Below are 23,007 nucleotides of genomic sequence, written 5' to 3'. Positions count from 1 at the left end.
CTGGTGCCAGGGGGCAGAAGATGACAATATCTTTACATTGATAGATAACAGTTATCACAGCATCCGGAGATGTATGCCTGCCGCCATCAAGCTTCATCAGCTCAGAGCTTTTGTGGATACTGCCCGTCAGGGAAGCATCCGCGCAGCCAGCCGCGCCTCTGGTTTGTCGCAGCCTGCGCTGACAAAATCGATTCAGGAACTGGAGGAAGTGCTTGGTGTACGGCTATTTGTGCGCCGTCGGCAGGGGATTGAGCTGACGGAAATGGGCGACACTTTCTTTCAGCGTGCCAGTCTGATCCTGGAGGAATTGCGGGTGGCCCAGGAGGATATTCAGCAGCGTTTAGGGCACGGTGGCGGGTCGGTGAACATCGGTGTTGGCGGCAGTATCGCCCGTACGGTGATGCCACAGGTGATAACTCAGTTTCATCGCCAGTTTCCCAATGTGAAGGTGCGGATTGTGGAAGGGCAACTGGTGTCGATGATCCCGGAACTGCGTCAGGGCGAGCTGGATTTCACCATCAACACCTATTATCAGAGCCATCTGGATAACGAGCTGAGCTATGAAAAGCTGATGGAACGCGAATATCGCGTGGTGGTGCGCAAGGGGCATCCAATGGAGCACGCCACTTCGCTGGCGGAGCTGTTGCACTGCGACTGGACCATGCCAACGCCCAAAGGCAGCTACTATCGCCTGCTGCACGAGCTGTTCACCGACATGGGCATGGCTCCGGCCATCAGCGTCACCTGCGAAACGTTTATGGCCTGCACCAGTCTGGTGGCGAAGAGCGATTTTATCAGCATCCTGTCGCTGGATGTGATTTCCGATCCCATTCTTGGCAATAAGCTGATGCCTTTGAACATTAAAGAAAAAATGCCGAAGGCCACTTTCTATCTGATTCAGCGCAAGGACACCACGCTTACGCCAATGGGGGCACACCTTGCGAGGCTGTTTCGTATGCACTGCCGCGGCGTTAAATTTCCGCTCAGTGAAGGAAACTTGCGCGTTACTGGGGATTAAAAAACCGTACTTTAGCTGCTAAAGTGAAAACACCTTTGGGAATTTTAAGGGCCATTTTATGCCACAAACAGTGCGGTTAATTGCCACTGAACAGCTGGAGCGGAACTTATGAGCATGGACTATGTTTCACTGGCGCGTTATCAGCCGCGCTTTCAGTCGGGCGTGGTGGCGTTAATTCTGCCGATCCAGAACGCAGAATTTGGCATCGCAATCAGCGCGGAGCAGCAACCGGATCTCAGCGATATCGGAAACTTTTACCAGTCCGGCAGCGGCGATTTCTGGCTGGCGCTGAATGGTGATCGGGTGGTGGGTTGTATCGGCCTGAAGGATATCGGTAACCGGCAGGCAGCACTGCGTAAAATGTTTGTGGCCGAAGAGTGGCGGGGCAGGGATAAAGGCGTGGCTAATGCCCTGCTGAACACGCTGCTGGGCCATGCCTCTCAGCAGAAACTCAGCGATATTTTTCTGGGGACCACCAGTAAATTTCTGGCGGCGCATCGCTTTTATGAGAAAAATGGTTTTCAGGAAGTGCAACCGGACACATTGCCTGAGGCATTCCCGTTGATGAAGGTCGATAGCAAGTTTTACCGGCTCTCCCTGCCAGTCTGATCTTCAGGCCGCTGATTGCTGCGGCCTGACTTCTCCCTCGCGTTTGCATTCCCTCTCTTTCTGCATCTTTATTTCCCCCGGGCTTTAAAAGGCGATTTAAGCCAAATACCAGTCGATTCGTTATACAAAAAAAGCATAAAGAGCATTTTTGAAAATAGCTCTATTTTTCAATTTGTTGAATCGATTCTACAAAGTGTAAAGTGCTGTAAATCTACCATACCAGAAACATAAGTTAACATTTTTAACTTACGTGTCACTTCTCCATAAAATCGTTAACGGTTATTTTATCAACGCCCTTTTAGTTAGCAATGAAACAATTACTAAAGTAACTATTGTGTCGGGATCTTCTCCCGGTACGCTTGCACTGGAAATGTCGTCATGGAAAAAAAAACCGATCAGCAGGTGCCTTCGCGAAGGCGTTTCCTGCAGAAAACCCTGTCGCTGATCCCTCTCGCAGCAGCCGGAGGCAGCACCGTTGTCGCGCTCTCAGCGCCAGCCGCTGAGCCGCAGTCTGAGGGCGTCTCTGCCCATTATGTTCCCACCTATTTCAACAATGATGAATGGCGCTTTATTCTGGCCGCCTGCGATCGACTTATTCCCACTGACAGCAACGGCCCCGGTGCTGTGAGCGAGGGCGTACCGGTCTATATCGACAAACAGATGGAGCTGCCTTATGGCTATGGCCATCTGTGGTATATGCACCCGCCATTTGCCAGTGCCATCCCGGAACTGGGTTACCAGTCCAGCCTTGTCCCGCGCGAAACCTATCGTCAAGGGATCAAAGCTATTAATCAGCACTGCCAGCAGCAGTTTCAGAAGGTGTTTGCCGACCTGAGCGCTGACCAGCAGGAAACCGTGCTGCATGAACTGGATGGCGGCAAGCTCACCTTTGCTAACGTGCCTGGCAAACTGTTCTTCGAACAGCTGCTGGAAAACACCAAAGAGGGCTACCTTGCCGATCCGATGCACGGCGGTAATCAGACGCTGGCCTCCTGGAAAATGATTGGCTTCCCTGGCGCACGCGCCGACTTCCAGGATCAAATGGACCATCCTAACCAGCCTTATCCGCTGGGACCGGTGAGTATTTCAGGCAAACGGAGCGTTTAATCATGGCAGTAATTAAAAAAGATCCCGTGGATATGGTGATCGTTGGCTTCGGCTGGACCGGATCGTTGATGGCGATGGAGTTGGTGAACAGTGGGCTGAATATTCTGGCGCTTGAACGTGGCGAACAACGTGATACCTACCCGGATTTCGCCTACCCGCGTGTCATTGATGAACTGACTTATGGTATCCGCCTGAAACTTTTTCAGAATGCGGCCAGAGAAACTGTCACGATACGGCATAAAACCGCCGATACGGCGTTACCTTACCGCCGTTTTGGATCCTTCTTACCAGGCAATGGCGTTGGCGGTGCGGGCGTGCACTGGAACGGTATGTTGTGGCGTCCTTTAGAGTCTGACCTCAAAATGCGCAGTACGGTGACGGAACGCTACGGCGCTTCTTTCATCCCGGCGGATATGACCATTCAGGACTATCCGTTTACCTACGCCGAGATGGAACCGTTCTTCGATAAGTTCGAGAAGATCTGCGGTGCTTCCGGCAACGCTGGCAATATCAATGGTGAAAAACAGGCAGGGGGCAATCCTTTTGAAGCTCCCCGCAAAAATGGTTATCCGACCAAAGCGCTGAAGCGCCAGTATGGCGGCGAGTTGTTCGTTCAGGCCTCGGAGAAGCTGGGTTATCACCCGTTTCCCACGCCTTCCGCTATTTGTACTGAATCCTGGACCAATCCTTACGGCGTGGAGCTGGGTGTTTGTAACTATTGTGGTTTCTGCGAGCGATTCGGTTGTTTTAACTACTCGAAAGCTTCTCCTCAGAGCGCGGTTTTACCGGCGCTGTATCAGCATAAAAATTTTGAGTTACGCACGCAGGCGCAGGTGATCCGCGTCAACACCGATTCCACTGGCACTAAAGCAACCGGCGTGACCTATATTGATGCGCAGGGACAGGAGGTTGAACAGCCCGCTTCTATCGTAGTGTTGAGCACTTTCCAGATGAATAACGTCCGTCTGTTGCTGCTGTCGAAAATCGGCAAGCCCTACGATCCGGTGACCGGGGAAGGTGTGGTCGGGAAAAACTACGCCTATCAGATGACCGGTGGAATCTCGCTATTTTACAACAAAGACAAGATCTTCAACCCGTTTGCCGCCACCGGGACGACGTCGATGTTTATCGATAACTTCAATGGGGATAATTTCGACCACAGCGGCCTGGGCTTCATTGGCGGAGGTACCATTTCCGCCGCCACTACCGGGGGGCGCCCGATCCAGCAGATGAGCTTGCCGAAGGAGGCACCTCACTGGGGATCAGGTTGGAAGCAAGCGATCAAGGACCACTATCTGCACACCATGAACGTGGGTTCCGCCGGATCGGTCATGTCTTATAAACAATGTTATCTCGATCTGGATCCGACCTATCGCGATGTTCACGGACAGCCACTATTGCGTATGACCTTTGACTGGCAGCCGAACGAGCTGAAGATGACCAACTTTATCAAAGGCAAGGCGGAAGAGATCGTCAAAATAATGAATCCAGACCATTATCAGGTCGGATTTAAAGGAATGGATGCCCACTACGATGTTCGTCCTTACCAGTCCACTCACACCACTGGCGGCGCGATCATGGGAGACAATCCGAAGAACAGCGTGGTCAACAAGTATCTGCAAAGCTGGGATGTATCCAACGTCTTTGTATTGGGAGCATGCTGCTTTCCGCAGAACCTTGCCTATAACCCGACCGGAATCGTGGGGGCGACGGCGCTGTTTGCGGCCAACGCCATTCGTACACAGTATCTGGCCAACCCCGGACCTCTGGTTCAGGCCTGACAAGGAAGACAAATCATGATCAAGCATTCTGGATGGTTAGCTTCTTTGCTGTTGGCCAGTCTGGCTCCGGCTGTGGAGATTGCGGCGGCGGCCCCGGCTGCAGACACTCCGATTAGCCGGGGGCATTATCTGGCTCAGGCCGGAGACTGCGCGGCATGTCATACTACCTCCGGCGGAGCCGACTTCGCTGGCGGGCTGAAAATGTCCACTCCGATGGGCGCCATTTATTCCACCAATATCACCCCCGATAAGCAAACCGGCATTGGTGATTACACCTATGATGACTTTGCCAAAGCGGTGCGTGGCGGCGTGGCGAAAGATGGTCACCGATTGTATCCCGCGATGCCTTACACCTCATTTGCCAAAGTGAATGATGAGGATATGCATGCGCTGTATGACTACTTTATGAAGGAAGTGCCTGCGGTTAATCAACCCGACCGCGACAGTGATATTCCGTGGCCGCTGAATATGCGCTGGCCGCTGATGGTGTGGGACTGGGCGTTTCATGATGATAAGCCTTTCCAGCCGGACAGCAGCCAGAGCGCGGAGTGGAATCGGGGTGCGTATCTGGTTCAGGGGCTGGAGCACTGCGGCACCTGTCATACGCCACGCGGGATCGGCTATCAGGAAAAAGCGCTGGATCAGAAAGACGCCGCTTACCTTACCGGCGGCACGCTGGAAGGCTGGCATGCACCGGATCTGACCGGTAATCAGAAGGAAGGGATTGGCAACTGGTCGCAGCAGGATGTGGTCAGCTTCCTGAAAACGGGCTGGACCGCCAACACCGCAGCATTTGGTTCGATGACGGATGTGATAGAGCACAGTACCCAGCATCTCAGCGAGCAGGATCTGAACGCGATGGCGATATACCTGAAAAGCCTGAAGCCATCCGATCCACAGGCTCAGGCCCCAAAAGCCGATGAGGCGACCAAAGTTGCGCTGGTGAAAGGGGATATGAGCAAGCCGGGTGCGCAGGTGTATATGGATAACTGTGCCGCCTGTCACCGTACGGATGGGAAAGGCTACAGCCACACCTTCCCGGCGCTGGCGCATAACCCGGTACTGCTGAGTGAGGATCCCTCTTCGCTGATCAGTATTGTGCTGCGGGGTGGGAAAGCGGCGGTAACGCATCAGGCCGTCACCGGCCTGGCCATGCCGGACTTTGGCTGGCGTCTGGATGACCAGCAGGTGGCGGATCTGTCAACCTTCGTTCGCAGCAGCTGGGGTAACAACGCGCCAGCGGTTACTGCAGATCAGGTGAAGAAGCTGCGCTCAACGGTCTCGACCGTTGAGCGCAAGGATCCGGACAAGCAGGATAAACCGCAGGAACACTAAAGAAGTGAAAGCCTCTTTGTGGTAATTGTGTGGATGTCGATACCATAAAGAGCATCTTTATCATAATGTTATAATAAGAAAAAGGAGGCGAAAGCCTCCTTTTTTAATGCTGACCGGTTTGTCAGACTACGACTTCATTCACCGCACTGAGCACCGTCAATAAGCCAGCGTGCCGGTTTCTTAAGCCTGTGGATCGCTGCTGGTACTCATCTTCATCAGATCTTTATCCACGAAGAACAGCGCTTCGCCGCTGTTACCCACCAGAGCCAGTTTATCCAGTACTGATTTGAACAGCTTCTCTTCTTCGTGCTGCTCAGCCACATACCACTGCAGGAAATTAAAGGTGGAGTAGTCCTGCGTGGTCATTGCTGCGTGCACCAGTTCGTTAATTTTGACGGTGATCAGCTGCTCGTGCTGGTAAGCCTGCTCCAGCACTTCGTTAAGCGAGTTAAAGGTCACTGGCGGAGCGGCGATGGTGCCCAGAACCGGCATGGCTCCGGTGTCGCTCAGGTAGTTAAACAGGCGCTGCATGTGCTGCATCTCTTCTACAGAGTGCTCACGCAGGAACGCGGCTGCGCCTTCAAAACCTTTATCGGCACACCAGGCGCTCATCTGTAAATAGAGATTGGCGGAGAAGAATTCAAGATTTAACTGGTCGTTCAGCTTTGCGGTCATATCGGTGGTCAGCATAGCAGCTCCATAATTAAGCAGGTAATTATAAAAAATAGTTGTACGTATTATGCACGGCTGTTGCAAAAATAAAAACCGTTTACCTGTTTTTTTATGCAGAATTTGTTGAACTTAACGTTATGAAAGATAAGTGATAATTATTATCGTCGTAATCTGAATTATTCCATTTTTTAAATGGTTTTGATAACCATTCTTATTATTAAGTGGGGAGAATAAATGATAAAAAAATAAATAAATTCAGATGGAGACGATATTTTTCCTCCCCCAAAAGGGAGAGGAACAGGTTTATTCCACCATCAGGCGATCGAGAATGGCCTGAGCCGTTTTCACATCTGTGACCAGTGAATTGATCATCCCCGAGCGAACAGCACCAATAATCCCGGCGGCTTTCTCTGGGGTGGCGGCAACGCCAATGGTCAGCGGCGTGTTGCGCAGCTGGGCAGGAGAGGCGGCAATCATTCCTTCCTCGCCTTCCCAGTGCAGGATCTCGCCCTCTTCCGTCACATAGTGGCGCAGCACATCCCCTGCGGCATGGCTCAGCGCCTGCTCATCCGCGGTTGCGGTAGTGGTTTCCGCCGGAGCCGGAGTGTGCGTCAGCCCGACGCCAACAATCGCCACGTCGAGATTATCCCACAGTGAAATAATTTGCTGCACGCCCGGATCGCACAGGAACGCATCGCGCAGCATCGGCGAGGAAATGTATGGAGCATGCAGGAAATGCGGCGTCCCGCCCATCAGCTCTGCAGCCTGGCGTACAAACTCGTTGATCTGGAAATGCGCAGCCGCCTGCTGCATTCCGCCGTTCAGCGCCACAGTCAGCACGCCAGGCAAGCGCGGCAGGCCAGTCAGGGTCACTTCGCGCACGGCACGTCCCCAGCCTATCCCCACCACTGAACCGGCAGTCAGCCCCGACTGCTGCAGCAATCCGGCCAGCGGCGTGGCCAGCGATCCCAGCACGTTGGTCGGCGGCGGCTCGACAACCGCGGCGTTTTTCAGCCCCAGGCGCTGGATAAGATCGGCGGTGATCTCTTCCGGAGAAGTGAGTTCGACCACCTCAATGCGCACGATCCCCGCCTGCCGGGCCTTATTCAGCAGACGCGAGATTGTGGCGGTGGACACCCCCAACTTTTTGGCAATGTCGACCTGCGCCATATCTGACTGATAGTGCAGCTTTGCCACCATATGCATCATCGCCCGCGTGGTAGCGGCGTCTTGTAAAAGAGGCTCTTTCAGCTTGAAATTCCTTTCTGCAATGTATTACACTCAGTTCATCGATTGGGGAATTATTGCGCAACAACCGTTAAATTGCAATGCGTAAACCCGGCAAAAACCCTGACAGGACGCCATGTTGACGGCCTTGTTGGCACCGCCGGGGAGACGGAACGGCAGCAAGAGAAAAGAGGCAGTAACCGTGTTTTAAAACCTGAAAACAGAACCTGGGAGAAACAAATGTCACATATGTCCACTTCAGAACTGCGTGGTTATCAGCAAATTTGCGGCAGCAATGGCGCGATGTTAGTTATCGCCTGCGACCAGCGTGGCGCGATGCGCAGCTTACTCACTTCCGACACTGAGCAGCAGAAAGCGATTTCTGAAAAGCAACTGGGCCGCATCAAGGCGGATATCACGCAATATCTTGCAAGCCAGGCTTCCTGCGTGCTGGTCGATCCGGTTTGTGCCGTGCCTGACCTGGTGGACGACGGCGTCATCGCCCGCGATACCGCGCTGTTGATCGGACTGGATGCCTCTGGCTGGGACACCACTCCGGAGGGGTATCGCAACTCGCGCCTGGTGGAGGGCATTAATGCCCGCCGCGTCAGAGAACTGGGTGGCAATGGCGGCAAAATCATGGTCTATCTGCGTGCCGACCGTCCGGATGCTAACGAACATAATCTGGCTATTCTCCGCCACTGTGTGGAAGACTTTGCCCGCGAAGACCTGCTGCTGGTGGTGGAGTTCCTGACCTATCCCCTGGAAGGGGAAAGCGATGCCGACTATAAAAGTAAAGTTCCTTCCCTGATTTTCGAAGGCACCAAACTGTCGCTGGAATGCGGTGCGAAAGTGCTGAAAATTCCTTATCCGGGATCGGCAAAAGACTGTGCTGCCATTACCGAACTGGCTGGCGAGGTGCCGTGGGCCGTGCTGTCAGCGGGTGTTGACCACTCCACTTTCCTCGGACAGGTCGCCGATGCAATGAGCAACGGGGCTTCCGGAGTCATTGCCGGCAGGGCATTATGGAAAGACTGCATTTCGCTGGATCGTAACGTGACGCGGGAAAAACTGGAAACCTTAGCTGTGCCAAGGTTGAGAGAGATTCAGGCGGTAATCGGAAAGTATTTCTCTTCATCGGAACAACAATCAGCAACCCGCGAGGAGCAGGTGAATGTCTGAAGGGCAACTGGCAAGCCAGAGCAACGCCTTGCGTAATGGCAAGCGCGTGGTGATGGTGAATGGCATCCCCGCCTCGGGTAAAAGCAGCATAGCCAGAGAGCTGGCAACAGCGACCGGCTGGCCCATCCTGTCTGTTGACGGGATCAAGGAGCCTTTTATGCGCCAGCTTGAGAATGTGGATCGCGCGCTGAACCGTCGTCTCGGCATCGCCAGCTATCAGGCCATCTGGTCTGTGATTGCCAACGCCCCACAGGGTTGTACCTTTATTGTTGATGCCTGGTTTGGCTTCCAGCCAAAAGAGAACCTGGTCAGTTTTCTGCATGAAGCGCAGGTGACTGCGGTGGCGGAGATCTGGTGCCAGCTACCAGGTGAACTGGCCGCTCAGCGGTATGAGTCGCGACTGGCAAATCGCTTGACTGGTCATCCGGGTGCGGAATATATCCCGGAACTGATTGCACTGGCAGAACGTGCTGAGCCGATGCGACTGGGGCCTGTTTATATTGCCGATCAGACCAAAACAGCGGAACCCAATAATTTACTGAACTGGACCCGAGAGGTGTTATCAACAATTAATTATAAATAATCAGTTTCTCACTGAAATAGTGAGTAAGAAATATCCTAAATGAATTTATTTATTAATATTATCCGTTCTGGTTTTGTTTTATAACCAGCGAGATACTATGTTTATAGTAAATTAATTACCCTTTCGATATCGAAAATATTTTATTTAATTTTCAAATGGGTAAGTAGATCACGTTTTTATTGATGTCCGGTAAGTATATTAAATAAACGCCTGATTTTAATATAAGGATGACTATGCTGACTGACTGGATTAATGAAACTAATCTAAATATGCGAACACATGTCGAAGACTGGCAGCAGGCCGTGTCGCTGGCGCTCCAACCGATGGTTGAGGCCGGTGACGTAGAGCCACGCTACCTGCAAGCGATTTATGATATGCATCGGGAAATAGGTCCTTATTATGTTTTAGGCGAGGGCATTGCGATGCCTCATGCCAGACCAGAGGAAGGCGTAATTAAGACAGCACTGTCTCTCCTGATTATTTCAGAAGGGGTAAGTTTTAATAGTCCTGACAATGATCCGGTTTATGTTGTGTTCGCTCTGGCCGCCGTTGACAGTCACTCTCATATTGAAATGATTGCCAGTCTCTCACAGCTTTTTTGTGAAGAAGAAACGGTTGGGAAATTAAAAAATGCCCGAACTAAGCAGGACGTATTGGCTATTCTTGGCCAGTTCTGAATGTGAGCCATCATGAAAAGAATCGCTATTATTGCCAGCGGCGGAGATGCCGCAGGGATTAATTCGGCCATTTTACCGCTTATCCTGCAGGATAATTATGCAGTAGTGGCATTTCATGGAGGTTATGACGGCATTGTGCAGCAGGACGCTTTTACCCTGATGCCGGAGCAGGTGAGGGAGGCCGTTGCCAGCAACCGCAATTTGTTGCGCAGCGCGCGCAGTCAGCTGCCCTGGCACGCCGAAGGTCGGCGGCTAATTCGTCAGCGGCTGAAGAGTCTGGCGATTGATGTGCTGGTGGTCTTTGGCGGTGGCGGCTCGCTGCAGGCGGCAAATCTTCTGAATGAAGAGGGCCAGCCAACGCTGTTGTTACCGATGACGATTGACAACGACATTAGTTACACGGATTACACGCTGGGTTTTGGCAGCGCGGTGGCCGTGGTCACGCAGGCGCTGGATCAGCTGCACGGCACGGCTCATAACATGCCGGGACGCATTTATATGCTGGAAGCGTTTGGTGCGGAAAGCGGGCATGTCGCGCTCAGTGGAGCACTGGCAGGTGCGGCACACGCGGTGATCCTGCCGGAGCATCCGGTTGACTGGCTGTGGTTGCTCACCAGGCTGAAGGGATGCATGGCCGGGCCTTATGGCTACGGAATTGTGGTCTGCGCGGAAGGCAGCGCAGCCAGCAAGGCGGTAGTGGGGAGTCAGGGAGGATCTCTGGCATTGGGTCAACAGATTGCTGCCGCGCTGGATGCGCCGGTGCGGCATACGCTGCCGGGTTACTGTCAGCGTGCAGCGATCCCGGTGGTGGAAGATCGGCTGGCCGCCGTGGCATTAGGTCACTCTGTGCTGCAGGCGGTGCGGGAGGGAAACACAGGAGTCGCGATCGGGATGGCGAGGGGCAGAGCGCTGAGCGTGCCGCTGCGGGAGATCGCAAAAGAGAAACGGCAATTAGATCCGCATTTAGTGGTAGCGGCAAGAAACCTACAGATGATCAACTAAGGAATACCTGATGAAAAAGTTATCTATTCTTGCAGTTTGCGGGGCCGGGCTGGGCAGCAGCTTCGCCTGTGAAATGAGCATTGAAGCCGCCCTGAAAGACCTGGGTGTCGATGCGGATTTATCCCACTGTGATATCTCCAGCGCGACGTCCTCCCGGGCCGATATTATCATGACCGGTGAAAACTTCCGCTCGCAGTTCCAGCACTACACCATTAATTCGACCATTATTTATCTCAAACGGCTGGTCGATAAAAATGAAATTAAAACCAAGCTGGAACCGATCCTAAAAGAAAAAGGCTATCTGAATTAATTTTTTTATTAATTTATCCGTTTACTGTGAAAGAAAACAGGGGACTCTCTATGTCTTTCCTTACCTTTATTGTACACGACGTACTCGGGCAGGCATCAATACTGATCTCATTGATTGCGATGATTGGCCTGATTTCATTGAAGAAAAGTCCCGGTCAGGTGATCTCCGGTACGCTGAAAACGCTGCTGGGCTTTTTAGTGTTACTGGCCGGTGCCAACATTATTGTGGCGACCTTAACCTTCCTGGGAGAAATATTCCAGAAAGGTTTCAATATGCGCGGTGTGGTAACGGATGTAGGATCTATCGCCGGGATAGCGCAGCAAACGTTGGGGCGTGAGACGGCGTTAATTATGGTTATTGCCTTTATTGTCAATATTGCCATCGCCCGTTTCACCCGCTTCAAATATATTTTCCTGACCGGGCAGGCCTCGTTGTGGATGGCAACCGTCTGTTCGGTGATCGGCTATATGGGCGGCTTACGCGGCGTCGAGCTGATCGTGCTGGGCGGGGTTATTGCCGGTCTGATGGCGGTCTTTATGCCTGCGCTGGCACAGCCAATCGTGCGTAAAATTACCGGTGGCGATGATATCGCGCTTGGGCATTTCTGTACCGTTGGCTACATCGTGCAGGCTGGCGTGGCGAAGGTAACCGGGGATGCCAGCAAAAGTACCGAGGATCTGGAGCTGCCGCAGGCGCTCTCTTTCCTGCAGGATACTTACCTGTCGATGATGGTGGTGATGATCCCGATCTATCTGATCCCGGCCATTGCGGCGGGTCCGGAAGTGGTGGCGGCTTCCTCTAACGGCGTAAACTATCTGGTTTACTCCTTCCTGCAGGCCATTCAGTTTGTGGTCGGTGTCTATGTCCTGCTGTCCGGTGTTCGTCTGCTGCTGGCCGAAATCGTTCCGGCGTTCCGGGGTATCGCGCTGCGCATCGTGCCTAATGCCGTTCCGGCGCTCGACTGCCCGGTGCTGTTTCCCTATGCGCCAAACGCGGTCATTATCGGCTTTATCTCCACTACCATTGGCTCGGTGATTGGCATGTTCCTGTTCCCGTGGGTGGGGCTGGCGATGATCCTGCCGGGTATGCTGACTAACTTCTTTGCTGGCGGCACGGCGGGTATTTTTGCCAATGCTGTTGGCGGCCGTCGTGGCGCGATTATCGGCGGTGTATTCCATGGACTGTTTATCACCCTGCTGCCGGCGCTGTTGCTGCCGCTGCTGGGCCAGTACGGTATGTCCAACGTGACCTTCAGTGACTCGGATGTGATCAGCGTCGGGCTGATATTCGGGCACATACTCAACTTCTTCCATTAAGGAGACGTTATGGATCAGGCAATTGCAGAGATTATCCAGCAGGGGCTTCCGGCAAAAGAGTGTGCCACTGCCCTCAACGAGCTCGGCAAACAGTATCAGGAGCAGCAGCAGACCGACAGTGCGATCCTCTGCTGGGAAAAAAGCGTCGAGTGTTATGGCAAACCCGGTTTTGCCCAGGCGCAGCTGATGAAGGCTTACAATGCCAAACGTCGTGAATGCTCACAAACGGGCGATAGCGCGGGAGTTGAACTCTATTCGGTCAAAATTGATGGCCTGATGCAGCAAAGCAAAGACGCTATCCGCTACGGTTTTTAGCCGAAAGAAAGCTGAGCGGCAACTCTACCGCTCAGCTTTTCCGTTGATGATATTTAAACGAGCCGGTTGATGAATTAAGAACCGGCACTTTTAAGCTGTCTCAGGCATGTTTGAGATTGCAACAGTGATAAGGAATTTCGTGGGCGGGATTACAGATGGCCATTTCATTTTTTATTAGAGAGTTATTGTTCATTTGTTTTGGAATTTATGGGATTTATCAGATTTGTTTTTTGATTGTTTGTTATGACAGGCTATTTAAAATTCAATCAGATTTTTAATTTCAATACCTAATCCGTCGGCCAGAATGGCGATCACTTCCAGCGTTGGATTACGTAAACCTCTTTCAATTCCACTGACATAGGTGCGATCCAGTCCGCATTTATGCGCAAATGCTTCCTGCGACAAGCCCGCCTGCAGTCTGAGAAATTTCACCCTTTTTCCAAAAAGGATTTTTGTAGTATGCAATTTTTCCATGCGCTCAGCATTGCGTTTTGAAGTCTATTAGTCCACGGACTATCAGTCACATTTGAAAAGTGTCTTGGAATAATAATGACTCATAGTCCACAATCAGGATCTTTTTTTAGACTAATACTGAGATGAATTATGAGTACAAAGGACTGGCATCCCGCAGATATAATTGCGGGACTGCGAAAAAAAGGAACCACGCTGTCTGCATTATCCCGGGATTGCGGGTTGGCATCGTCTACTCTGGCTAATGCACTGCGTCGTCCGTGGCCTAAAGGGGAAAAATTAATCGCTGCGGCACTGGATGAAAAGCCGGAAAACATCTGGCCAACACGCTATCTGAAAAAAAGAGCGGACTGATGCCGCATAGTCCTGTTCCTGCTGTTAGCGCTGAGCGTAATATTTGGTCTGCAGGTGCCGGAAAGCCAGGCGCCTTCCGGCATCCGTCGCTATTCAGCTGAGGGCTGGCGGCCTGCCGCAGGGGGTAATTTTTTCCCTCATGCGCACCATCATGCTGGCAAAACCGCTTACCGTCAGCAGGATCACCACGCCCTGCCAGCCTGCGTGTTCAAGGATGGCGCTACCAAGTGCTGAACCCAGCGCCATGCCGATAAACACTCCGGTAAACATCAGCGCGTTCAACCGGCTACGGGCTGCGGGTTCAAGACTGAAGATAATCGACTGGTGCGATACCAGGGTCGACTGGACGCCAAAATCAAAGCCAATGGCGGAGACAACGAGCAGCGCCAGCTGGTAAGGCGCAGGCAGCAGCGGCAGCAGGAACATCAGCGCAAACGACACGGTGGCTAAAGTGGTGCCAATGCGGGTGACCAGCCCCGGGCCAGCGAGCCTGCCAGCGGTGCAGCCAGCGCACCTGCAGCCCCGGCCAGACCGAAGGTTCCGGCAGTGGCGCTGCCCAACTGATAGGTGTCATGCAGCATCACTGCCAGCGTTGACCAGAAGGCACTGAAACCCACTGACAGCAGCCCCTGCGCCAGAGTTGCGCGACGCAGAGGAGCACAATCGCGCCACAGATGACGCATTGAGGCCAGCAGCGCCGGATAACTCATGGCGGTTGCCGGTGGGATGGAGGGCAGCCTGCTCAGGATGAGTGTGATCCCCCCCACCATCACTGCAGCAGCGAAGAACATTGTGCGCCAGCCAAAGTATTCCGCCACAAAACCGCTCAGCACGCGAGAGAGCAGAATACCCAGCAGCAGCCCGGTCATCACTGTTCCGACGGTTTTGCCCCGCTGCGCGGCGGGAGAGAGCATGGCTGAGGCTGGCACGATATCCTGCGCCATGGTTGCCGCAATTCCCACGGCAAGGCTGGCGGTCAGCAGCATGCCGATGCCACCGCTGAAAGCGCTGAGCAGCAGTGCCAGAGTTAATATCACCCCTTTCAGCGAAATAATCTGCCGCCGGTCATGGCGGTCACCCAGCGGGGCGAGCAGCAGAATCCCCAGGGCATAGCCAATCTGGGTAAGAGTCGGGACCAGCCCCACGGTGGTTACGGCGGCATGCAGCTCGTTGACTAAAATCCCCAGCATTGGCTGACTGTAATAAATGGAGGCCACGCTGAAACCCGCGCCGGTGGCGAGCATCAGAACGGTGCTTCCCGCAACAGGCCGTTCGGTTGTCTGTGTCATGGAGAGGGTCTCTGGATTTAAATGAGAATATGATCACATTTTTACCGCAATAACTGGAAAGCGGTAGTCGCCTGTGCAGTAGAACTGTTATACGCTTTGCGCATGAAAGATCTGCAGCTGTCAGGCATTGACCGTATAGAGTTGATGCAAACGTTTATTCGCATTGTGGAAGCGGGCAGTTTGTCTGCCGCCGCCGTGCGTCTGAATACCACTCAGCCCACCATCAGCCGTCGTTTACAGTCGCTGGAGCGGCTGCTTGGCCTGAGACTGGTCCAGCGCACCACCCACGTGATGAAACTGACCGAGGATGGCGAGCGCTGTTTTGCTCATGCGCAGGCGCTGATTGAGAGCTGGCGCAAAATCGAAGACGATCTGCGTGGGGCTACCGAGGAGCCCAGAGGGGTACTAAGGGTGCTGGTCCCTCATGCATTTGGTCAGGACCAGATGATTGCGCCGCTGCAGGAGTATCTGCGGCGCTATCCGAAGATGACCGAGGAGTGGATGCTCAGTGACCGGCGGCCGGACTTTATTGCCGAGGGTATTGACTGTGCAGTGCATGTGGGCGCGATAACCGATCCCTCGGTGGTGGCGTTACTGGTAGCGGAAGTTCCGCGAATTGTGGTGGCCGTGCCGGAGCTGTTTGCCGGGCGAACTGTCCCGGATGATCCTGCAGAATTGTCGGATCTGCCGTGGGTGGCGTTAAGCACATTCTATCGTCAGCAGGTGCTGCTGAGCAGTGCCGCAGGAGAGACGCAGCTGATCGACATCCGCCCGAGATTATTTACCGACAGCCTGTATGCGCTGCGAAACAGCGTGCTGGCGGGGATGGGAGTGGGGATCGCCTCATCCTGGGTAGTGAAGGAAGACATTGCCGCAGGCCAGCTGCTGCATCTCTTTCCGGACTGGCACGCGCAGCCGTTGCCGGTGTATCTGGTCTACCCGTGGGCGCGTTTTTATCCTGCCAGACTGCGTAAATTTCTGGATCAGATGCGGGAAGTGTTGCCTGCGCTCGGTGGAACGCAGGCTCCGGCATAATCACCGCCCTGCGGCAACAGGGGGGGCTCAGATCAGAACGTTTCCCAGTTGCCTTCATCGGCCACAACGGCTTTGCGCGGCGTGATGAGCGGCTTCGGTACTGTTTTGACCACATTGCTCACGGCAGGCGCAACGCTGCGGGTGCCAATTTTGAACACCGCCACGGCCTGAGACAGGCGGCTGGCCTGCTCTTCCAGCGAAACGGAAGCGGCGGCTGACTCCTGTACCAGCGAGGCGTTCTGCTGGGTTACGCGATCCATTTCTGTGACGGCCTGACCAATCTGGTCGATACCACGGCTTTGCTCGTCCGAGGCGGAGGAAATTTCGCCCATGATATCGGTCACGCGGACCACGGCACCGACAATATCGTTCATGGTCTCCCCGGCGGTGGTCACCTGCAGGGAACCGGCATTGACGCGGCTGACCGAGGCTTCAATCAGCGTTTTGATCTCTTTCGCAGCCTGCGCGCTCCGCTGGGCCAGATTACGCACTTCACCCGCTACCACGGCAAATCCTCTGCCCTGCTCACCGGCACGGGCAGCTTCCACTGCCGCGTTGAGGGCCAGAATGTTTGTCTGGAAGGCGATCCCGTCAATCACGCTGGTAATATCGGCAATTTTCTGCGAACTGTCGGCAATCTCAGTCATGGTTTTCACCACGCCATCCACCACCTGACCGCCTTTCTCTGCCGTTTCGGAAGCGCTCTTCGCCAGCTGTGAGGCCTGACGGGCGTTTTCGGCGTTCTGCTTAACCGTTGCGGTCAGCTCTTCCATACTGGCTGCAGTCTGCTCCAGCGAGGCGGCCTGTTGTTCGGTGCGCGCAGACAAATCGTTGTTGCCCATGGAAATTTCACTGGCACCGCTGTAGATAGCAGTAGAGCTGTCACGGACGTGGCTGACGGTGACGATCAGCGCCTGCTGCATCTGGGTCAGATTCGTTGCCAGCAAGGCCATCTCGCTGCGGCCCTCAACCACCAGCGTGGCCGAGAGATCGCCCGCCGCGATACCCTGAATATGTGCCATTACCTGCTTCAGTGGGGCCAGCAGCACGCCTTTAATCACGACCCAGACGACGGCAACAAGCAGCAGCAGCATGATCACCACCCCGCCCAGGGTCCAGACCATATGACTGTAGCCCTGCTGGTTTTCATCCATGCCAACGGCAAGCAGCTTGGCGTTCTGTTTACGCCACTGGTTGTAGCTGGCTTCGAGATCGTCCTGCGCTTTCTGCGCATCCAGATTGCCATAGGCTTCGTAGTTGTTGGCGCCAAGATACTGTATCGACATTTTCAGGGTGTCGTACATTTGTTGATAATGACTGGCAACGCTGCTGCCGAGTTCGTTGCTCTGTCCGGCCAGTGCCGGGGAATTTTTATAAAGAGCAAAATGCTGAGCCGCATCGTCCAGCGTGGAGGAAGCGGTGGACAGCAATTTCGCAATTGCCGCCTGGGAAGCGGCATCGGTCTGCTTTTTCAGCAGGCGGATGGCAACCCGGTTAATGGTGACCCGCGTTTTGACCAGCGTTTGCCAGGTATCGCTGAGCTGGCCCTGCTGACGGGTCAGATAGCTGGCGCGGATAAAGTTGTTTTTGTCCTGGTTAATGGCATTAAAAGAGAGCCCGCTGGAGATTAACAGCAGCCCACTGAAAACAATCAGCATGATCACAATGCTGGTGACGACCTTCATATTTTTAATCATGGTGCGAACTCTGTGTAGGGGGGAGACCGGTAAGAAGGTTATCGGTACAGAGTGGCGGGAACTTTAAGAAGAGCGCCCCGACTGATGCCGGGGCGGAATAATTATTGGCGGGAAACCTGCTTGTGCTGCTGTTCGCCGCGTGGATAGAAATTGCCCTCTTTCAGCGAGGTTTCAATCTCTTCCAGCGAGCGGCCTTTGGTTTCCGGCATCATAAAGAAGATAAACAGGAAGCCGAGCAGGTTAAGCAGGGCATAGAACCACATCGCCCCGATAATCCCCAACGGGTAAACCTCCGATCCTATCAGCCAGCCAATTAAGACTCAGCGATGAGAGGGGGCGGATGTGTTGCTCAGGTGCCAGCAGCGGTCAGGATTTTTGCTTAAATAACGCTGCGCCTGCTGAAGATGTTCAGGCCTGAGCTGGTCATAAGCTTCCCGGGTTAACGGCGGCAGATTCAGTTGCTGGTGGAGCCAGTGCTCAACACATTTTGCCGGGCTGCTGACGGGGTTTACGGGACAGGCGTTCTGCAGAGAGAGGATTGTTTCCTGCAGCTGTTCCGGAGTCACTGCGTGGACAACGTCTTCCATCCCGGTAACAAAAGAGTCGATATGCCGGTAAAGATCTGCTGTTTGCAAAGTCGGAGATTGCAGCGCAAATAATAAACCAGCCTGACCGGCGGTACGGTGAAAGCGGCAGCTGACCACATAGCCGATATTTTTCTCCACCCGTAAACTCTGGAAAAATTGCGGTTCATACAGGGCAGCCAGTACCTGCCATGCAGCCAGTGTTAACAGATTAATCTCTGGCAGCGGACAGAAGACGATGACTGCCGCATCGCTGCTTTGCGTGGCAAAAGTGTTGTCCTTCGGGTCCGGCAGGGCAGGTTCCCGTTTCATCTGGTTGTCCTGCAACTCTGCGGGAAAACGCGACAGCAGGCGGCTCAGATCCTGATGCAGAGCCTCGTCACCACCATAAAGAGCCGCCTGCCATACGGTGCCGGTCAGCGCGTCCTGTGATGTCGCTGTATTCATTCCCTCTTTGCCTGAGCCAATGGCTGCGTTATGCAAATCAGCCGCTGAGGGCTGAATAACCAGCGGCAGCCGGTTCAGCAGGCAGCGGACCGCAAAATCGTTAAAAAGCGCCTGCTGAGTTTGCCGGTATAGCCGCTCGCCCTGGACTGTCGCAGCCTCACTGTGGGCGTTCAGGACGGTCAGCATTTTATCCAGGCTGTACAACAGCAATTCCCTGCCGCCGCTGAGCTGGAGGAGCCAGCTCCCCTCCTGCTGCGAAAAGTTCAGCTCGCCGCCGCGGTGCCGGCACTCTGCGATGAGGGGAGACAGAGCGGCTTTCATTATCGCTGCTTTGCGCTCTTCCAGTCGCAGGCCGGGAACCGGACTTAACAGCAGGGTTGCGTCACCCGTGGCTGGAACAGCCTTTATTGCCGCTGCCGCAGCGGGGAGAGCGGGCAGGAGTAGCTCCGCGTCGGGCTGATAAAAGGCCATCTGCGGCCATGGACCTGACGGCATGGCAGGCCAGTCAATCGGGCCAGATTTCAGCGTGAAACCCTGGGCGATGTTGACGGGCAAATTGACCTGCGGGCTGACCCACAGGCGGGTCATATTTTCCGGCTTAAGCTGAGCCAGCAGAGTAAGCCACGCTTCGGTATGGAGCCCATCCGGCGGGAAGCCAAAGGCCCGTGCGCGCAACTGGTCAAGAGGAGGCTTGCGGGCAAACCCACGCTGCGCCAGGCTGTCATAGTGAACCAGCTGCTGCTGCGTAATGCCGTGCAGCAGTTGGAGCCAGCGGCAGAACAGCGCTTCAACAGCGGCACCCTGTTCAGGGCTGGCTTCGCTGAGTTGAAACACCACGCTCAGCAACGATTGCTGCGGGCTGCGGTAGGGTTCCAGCAACCGGATACCATCACACAATCCCTGCTCTTGTAAGGTGGCAAGCAAGCTGCTGGTGGCTTTGTCAGTCAACAGCTCCTGCAGCAGAGACAGCTGTGTAGCTGCCATTGCCGTTACAGGGAAGCTCAGCATCAGCTGTTCAGTGTTTGAACTTTGCAGCGCAAATGTATGTTCCGGACGCAGGGAAAGAGTGAATTCAGACTGAATTTCAGTCACGGTCTGAGGTTCCTTGCCTTGCTGTGCCTGAGTAGTGTGGGGTTCCGTGCCAATTTCTGATGCAGCTTTTTCCGTGGCAAAGTGCTGTCCCAGCTCTTCTGCCAGAGCCGCCAGCGTAGTCAGCGATTGCGGGCCGTGAAGCCACAATTGCAGATTCTGAGGGTGAAAGTAACGCTGATGATATGCCAGCAAAGCCTGACGTAATGCGGGCCTATCGTTGCCAAAATGCGCCTGGTTGCCAACGTGAAAATCAGCGAAAGGGTGAGGGGCGACAAAAGCCTGACTGAGCGCCGCTTCGCACAGCGTGGCACTGTGGCTGGTCAGCATGCGGTATTCTGCCTCAATGACCGCCACTTCCTGCGTCACGGCTTCTTCAGCCAGCAACGGCTTTGCCAGCATATCGGCCAGCCTGCGTAGCCCGTCAGCCAGCTTTGGGGCCGCGACCTCAAAAAACCATGCCGTCTGATTCGCCAGCGTGGTGGCATTCAGCCGGGCACCCTGCGCCGGAGCCCATGCCATCAGACGCTGTTCGCCCTGGTAGTCGTGGCTTCCGGCAAACAATACGTGTTCAAGCAGGTGAGCCAGCCCCGGCCACTTCCCTGGCTCCTGGTGGCTTCCCGCCGCCAGTTGGATCAGTGCCGCTGCCTGTGTGGCCTGCGGATCGTGGATCAACGTGACCCTTAATCCGTTTTTAAGCCGGAGGTGTTGCTGTTCCTGCATGCTCCCGGACATGGCTTCAGACCTTGAAGATCAACTGAGAGTTTACGCGGTTACGGAACTGCAGCTGATCGATCTGGATATTGGTGCAGTTGGCCTGTTTGCGTGCTTCGAGGATCTTGCCATGATGCGGCGACTTGCTGCATACCGGGTCGGCATTATCCGCATTGCCGGTCAGCATAAAGGCCTGACAGCGGCAGCCGCCATAATCCTTCTCCTTTTCGGAGCAGGAACGGCAGGGTTCCGGCATCCAGTCGAAGCCGCGATACTTGTTGAAGCCAAAAGAGTCATACCAGATTTCCTGCAGCGTGTTCTCCAGCACCGACGGGAACTGTACCGGCAGCTGGCGTGCGCTGTGGCAGGGCAGGGCCATGCCTTCCGGCGTCACGCTCAGGAAGATTGCTCCCCAGCCGCCCATGCAGCCTTTTGGCCGTTCTTCATAGTAATCCGGCGTGACGAACAGCAGGTTGGCCAGATTGCTGGTGGCGCCCATCTTCTCACGGTAGCGCTTCACCACCGCTTCGGCACTGGCAATCTGCTCGCGGGTGGGCAGCAGGCCTTCACGGTTCAGCTGCGCCCAGCCGTAGAACTGACAGGTCGCCAGCTCAACGTCATCGGCTTCCAGCTCGATTGCCAGATCGATAATGCGATCGATCTGATCAATGTTGTGCCGGTGCAGCACAAAGTTCAGCACCATCGGGTAGCCGTGGGCTTTAACCGCTTTCGCCATCGCCAGCTTTTGCTGGAAGGCTTTTTGCGATCCCGCCAGCGCGGCGTTCAGTGTCTCGTCACTGGCCTGGAAGCTGATCTGAATATGATCCAGACCCGCTTCGGCAAAGGTATCGATCTTCTTCTCAGTCAGGCCAATACCGGAGGTGATCAGGTTGGTGTAAAAACCCAGATCGCGAGCGGCACGGATCAGCTCCGGCAGATCTTTGCGCACCAGCGGTTCGCCGCCGGAAAAGCCCAACTGTACCGCGCCCATCTGGCGTGCCTGCCTGAAGACTTCGATCCACTGCTCCGTGGTCAGCTCGTTCTCCTGCTGCGCAAAATCCAGCGGGTTAGAGCAGTAAGGACACTGCAGCGGACAGCGGTAAGTCAGCTCCGCCAGCAGCCACAGCGGCGGATTGACCTGAGGTTTAAGCAGGTTCACGGAAGGTTATCCACTTTTGTTCAAAAGCCTGGCCGAAGAACTCTTTCACATCGTCGTCCACGCCACCGGCGTCCGGAAACTCCGTGTTCAGTTCGGCAATCAGCGCGGCAACAGAGCGAACCCCGTCCACCCGTTGCAGTATTGCAGTGGCGCTTTCATTCAGTTTAGCCATACCTTCGGGATAGAGGATCACGTGGCAATCCTGAGTCGGCTCCCACTGCAGGCGATAACCCCGGCGAAATACCGGGATGTGCTGGTCGTTAATGTCCATTACAACAGTCTCTCATGGTGCCAGACCGGCTGGTCGGTCACGGTGTGGTAAGGCGGGCGGTGCAGTTCGTAAGCCATGGTCATCGAATCCAGCATGCTCCACAGAATATCCAACTTGAACTGCAAGATTTGCAACATCCGCTGCTGTTTTTCCACGCTGGTGCAGTACTCTTTTGCCAGCGCCAGACCGTGCTCGACGTCGCGGTTGGCCTGGCTCAGACGGCTGCGGAAATAGCCATAGCCTTCCGCTTCAATCCATTTGTAGTGCTGTGGCCAGCTGTCCAGGCGTGACTGGTGGATCTGCGGGGCAAACAGCTCAGTCAGTGAGCTGCAGGCCGCTTCCTGCCAGACAGCGCGGCGGGCAAAGTTGACGTAAGCATCCACGGCGAAACGCACGCCAGGTAACACCATCCGTTCCGACAGCAGCGTCTCGCGATCCAGGCCCACCGCTTCACCCAGCCGCAGCCAGGCCTCAATACCGCCCTCGCTGCCCTGGTGTCCGTCATGGTCGAGGATGCGCTGTACCCACTTACGGCGGGTTTTCGGGTCCGGACAGTTAGCCATAATCGCCGCGTCTTTCAGTGGGATGCTGGTCTGATAATAGAAGCGGTTTGCCACCCAGCCCTGGATCTGCTGGCGGTTGGCCTGGCCATTGTGCATCGCAATATGGTACGGGTGATGGATGTGGTAATAAGCGCCCCGGGCGCGCAGTGCCTGTTCAAACGCCTCAGGCGTCATCGGTTCTGCCACAGTATTGTCTGGCT

At 54.7% G+C, this 23,007-nt stretch carries 23 protein-coding genes and 1 pseudogene; 14 read left to right on the top strand and 10 right to left on the bottom strand.

The window, feature by feature from the left end; translation table 11 throughout:
- Positions 1–73: 73 nt before the first annotated feature.
- The 5 genes from AC3Y5R_RS09245 to AC3Y5R_RS09225 all read left to right on the top strand — a co-directional run bounded on the left by AC3Y5R_RS09245 (position 74) and on the right by AC3Y5R_RS09225 (position 5,850).
- A complete protein-coding gene (locus AC3Y5R_RS09245; RefSeq protein WP_489921077.1) occupies positions 74–1,018 on the top strand; it encodes a LysR family transcriptional regulator in 945 nt (314 codons plus the stop codon).
- 108 nt (positions 1,019–1,126) lie between these two features.
- Entirely contained in the window at positions 1,127–1,627 is a 501-nt protein-coding gene (locus AC3Y5R_RS09240) for a GNAT family N-acetyltransferase (protein WP_489921076.1), read from the top strand.
- Positions 1,628–2,005: 378 nt separating this feature from the next.
- The gene (locus tag AC3Y5R_RS09235; protein ID WP_158784568.1) at positions 2,006–2,734 is read left to right on the top strand and encodes a gluconate 2-dehydrogenase subunit 3 family protein; all 729 of its coding nucleotides are present in this window, start codon (positions 2,006–2,008) and stop codon (positions 2,732–2,734) included.
- 2 nt (positions 2,735–2,736) lie between these two features.
- Positions 2,737–4,515: a GMC family oxidoreductase gene (locus AC3Y5R_RS09230; protein ID WP_489921075.1), complete on the top strand. Its 1,779-nt coding sequence runs from the start codon at positions 2,737–2,739 to the stop codon at positions 4,513–4,515.
- 15 nt (positions 4,516–4,530) lie between these two features.
- The gene (locus tag AC3Y5R_RS09225) at positions 4,531–5,850 is read left to right on the top strand and encodes a c-type cytochrome (protein WP_489921074.1); all 1,320 of its coding nucleotides are present in this window, start codon (positions 4,531–4,533) and stop codon (positions 5,848–5,850) included.
- A gap of 180 nt (positions 5,851–6,030) precedes the next feature.
- On the opposite strand, the gene ftnA is transcribed toward AC3Y5R_RS09225, so the two are convergent.
- Both ftnA and AC3Y5R_RS09215 read right to left on the bottom strand, forming a co-directional pair.
- Positions 6,031–6,540, bottom strand: a complete 510-nt coding sequence (gene ftnA, locus AC3Y5R_RS09220) for a non-heme ferritin (RefSeq protein ID WP_489921073.1) — start codon at positions 6,538–6,540, stop codon at positions 6,031–6,033.
- Between the two features lie 285 nt (positions 6,541–6,825).
- Positions 6,826–7,722, bottom strand: coding sequence for a sugar-binding transcriptional regulator (locus AC3Y5R_RS09215; RefSeq protein ID WP_489921072.1), 897 nt, complete (start codon positions 7,720–7,722; stop codon positions 6,826–6,828).
- Positions 7,723–7,989: 267 nt separating this feature from the next.
- Between AC3Y5R_RS09215 and AC3Y5R_RS09210 the strand changes: the two genes are divergently transcribed.
- From AC3Y5R_RS09210 to AC3Y5R_RS09180, 7 genes are all read left to right on the top strand, one after another.
- Positions 7,990–8,931 (top strand): tagatose-bisphosphate aldolase, encoded by a 942-nt coding sequence (locus AC3Y5R_RS09210; RefSeq protein ID WP_489921071.1) that lies wholly within the window; start codon positions 7,990–7,992, stop codon positions 8,929–8,931.
- Entirely contained in the window at positions 8,924–9,514 is a 591-nt protein-coding gene (locus AC3Y5R_RS09205) for a P-loop nucleotide/nucleoside kinase family protein (RefSeq protein ID WP_489921070.1), read from the top strand. Before AC3Y5R_RS09210 ends, AC3Y5R_RS09205 begins: the two co-directional genes overlap by 8 nt.
- 233 nt (positions 9,515–9,747) lie before the next feature.
- Positions 9,748–10,191, top strand: coding sequence for a PTS sugar transporter subunit IIA (locus AC3Y5R_RS09200; protein WP_489921069.1), 444 nt, complete (start codon positions 9,748–9,750; stop codon positions 10,189–10,191).
- A 12-nt stretch (positions 10,192–10,203) separates the two neighbouring features.
- A complete protein-coding gene (locus tag AC3Y5R_RS09195) occupies positions 10,204–11,193 on the top strand; it encodes a 6-phosphofructokinase (RefSeq protein ID WP_489921068.1) in 990 nt (329 codons plus the stop codon).
- A gap of 10 nt (positions 11,194–11,203) precedes the next feature.
- Positions 11,204–11,503, top strand: coding sequence for a PTS sugar transporter subunit IIB (locus AC3Y5R_RS09190; RefSeq protein WP_034890987.1), 300 nt, complete (start codon positions 11,204–11,206; stop codon positions 11,501–11,503).
- A 50-nt stretch (positions 11,504–11,553) separates the two neighbouring features.
- A complete protein-coding gene (locus AC3Y5R_RS09185; protein ID WP_489921067.1) occupies positions 11,554–12,819 on the top strand; it encodes a PTS sugar transporter subunit IIC in 1,266 nt (421 codons plus the stop codon).
- Between the two features lie 9 nt (positions 12,820–12,828).
- Positions 12,829–13,134 carry a hypothetical protein gene (locus tag AC3Y5R_RS09180; RefSeq protein WP_158784582.1) on the top strand — a complete coding sequence of 102 codons (306 nt, stop codon included), beginning with the start codon at positions 12,829–12,831 and terminating at the stop codon, positions 13,132–13,134.
- Positions 13,135–13,389: 255 nt separating this feature from the next.
- Here AC3Y5R_RS09180 and AC3Y5R_RS09175 read toward each other — a convergent pair whose 3' ends face one another.
- Entirely contained in the window at positions 13,390–13,608 is a 219-nt protein-coding gene (locus AC3Y5R_RS09175; protein WP_158784583.1) for a helix-turn-helix domain-containing protein, read from the bottom strand.
- A 129-nt stretch (positions 13,609–13,737) separates the two neighbouring features.
- Here AC3Y5R_RS09175 and AC3Y5R_RS09170 point away from each other — a divergent pair, with 129 nt between their 5' ends.
- Positions 13,738–13,959: a helix-turn-helix domain-containing protein gene (locus AC3Y5R_RS09170; RefSeq protein WP_489921066.1), complete on the top strand. Its 222-nt coding sequence runs from the start codon at positions 13,738–13,740 to the stop codon at positions 13,957–13,959.
- Positions 13,960–14,052: 93 nt separating this feature from the next.
- On the opposite strand, the pseudogene AC3Y5R_RS09165 reads toward AC3Y5R_RS09170, so the two are convergent.
- Positions 14,053–15,248 (bottom strand): annotated as a pseudogene (locus AC3Y5R_RS09165) (MFS transporter).
- A gap of 102 nt (positions 15,249–15,350) precedes the next feature.
- Here AC3Y5R_RS09165 and AC3Y5R_RS09160 point away from each other — a divergent pair.
- The gene (locus AC3Y5R_RS09160) at positions 15,351–16,283 is read left to right on the top strand and encodes a LysR family transcriptional regulator (RefSeq protein WP_489921065.1); all 933 of its coding nucleotides are present in this window, start codon (positions 15,351–15,353) and stop codon (positions 16,281–16,283) included.
- 32 nt (positions 16,284–16,315) lie between these two features.
- Here the strand turns inward: AC3Y5R_RS09160 and AC3Y5R_RS09155 are convergent, their stop codons facing one another.
- From AC3Y5R_RS09155 to pqqC, 6 genes are all read right to left on the bottom strand, one after another.
- Complete coding sequence (locus tag AC3Y5R_RS09155; RefSeq protein WP_489921064.1) at positions 16,316–17,980, bottom strand: methyl-accepting chemotaxis protein; 1,665 nt, start codon at positions 17,978–17,980, stop codon at positions 16,316–16,318.
- A 101-nt stretch (positions 17,981–18,081) separates the two neighbouring features.
- The gene (locus AC3Y5R_RS09150; protein ID WP_489921063.1) at positions 18,082–18,261 is read right to left on the bottom strand and encodes an MFS transporter; all 180 of its coding nucleotides are present in this window, start codon (positions 18,259–18,261) and stop codon (positions 18,082–18,084) included.
- Positions 18,262–18,300: 39 nt separating this feature from the next.
- Positions 18,301–20,835 (bottom strand): pyrroloquinoline quinone biosynthesis protein PqqF, encoded by a 2,535-nt coding sequence (gene pqqF / locus AC3Y5R_RS09145; RefSeq protein WP_489921062.1) that lies wholly within the window; start codon positions 20,833–20,835, stop codon positions 18,301–18,303.
- 4 nt (positions 20,836–20,839) lie between these two features.
- Positions 20,840–21,973, bottom strand: a complete 1,134-nt coding sequence (gene pqqE, locus AC3Y5R_RS09140; protein ID WP_489921061.1) for a pyrroloquinoline quinone biosynthesis protein PqqE — start codon at positions 21,971–21,973, stop codon at positions 20,840–20,842.
- Positions 21,960–22,238, bottom strand: coding sequence for a pyrroloquinoline quinone biosynthesis peptide chaperone PqqD (gene pqqD / locus AC3Y5R_RS09135; protein WP_489921231.1), 279 nt, complete (start codon positions 22,236–22,238; stop codon positions 21,960–21,962). The genes pqqE and pqqD overlap by 14 nt, the downstream gene beginning before the upstream one ends.
- Positions 22,239–22,243: 5 nt before the next feature.
- Positions 22,244–22,993, bottom strand: coding sequence for a pyrroloquinoline-quinone synthase PqqC (pqqC, locus tag AC3Y5R_RS09130; protein ID WP_489921230.1), 750 nt, complete (start codon positions 22,991–22,993; stop codon positions 22,244–22,246).
- Between the last annotated feature and the right edge of the window lie 14 nt (positions 22,994–23,007).

This window comes from Erwinia sp. 009765445 (assembly GCF_058137865.1).
This window is presented reverse-complemented; position numbering and strand designations above follow the sequence as displayed.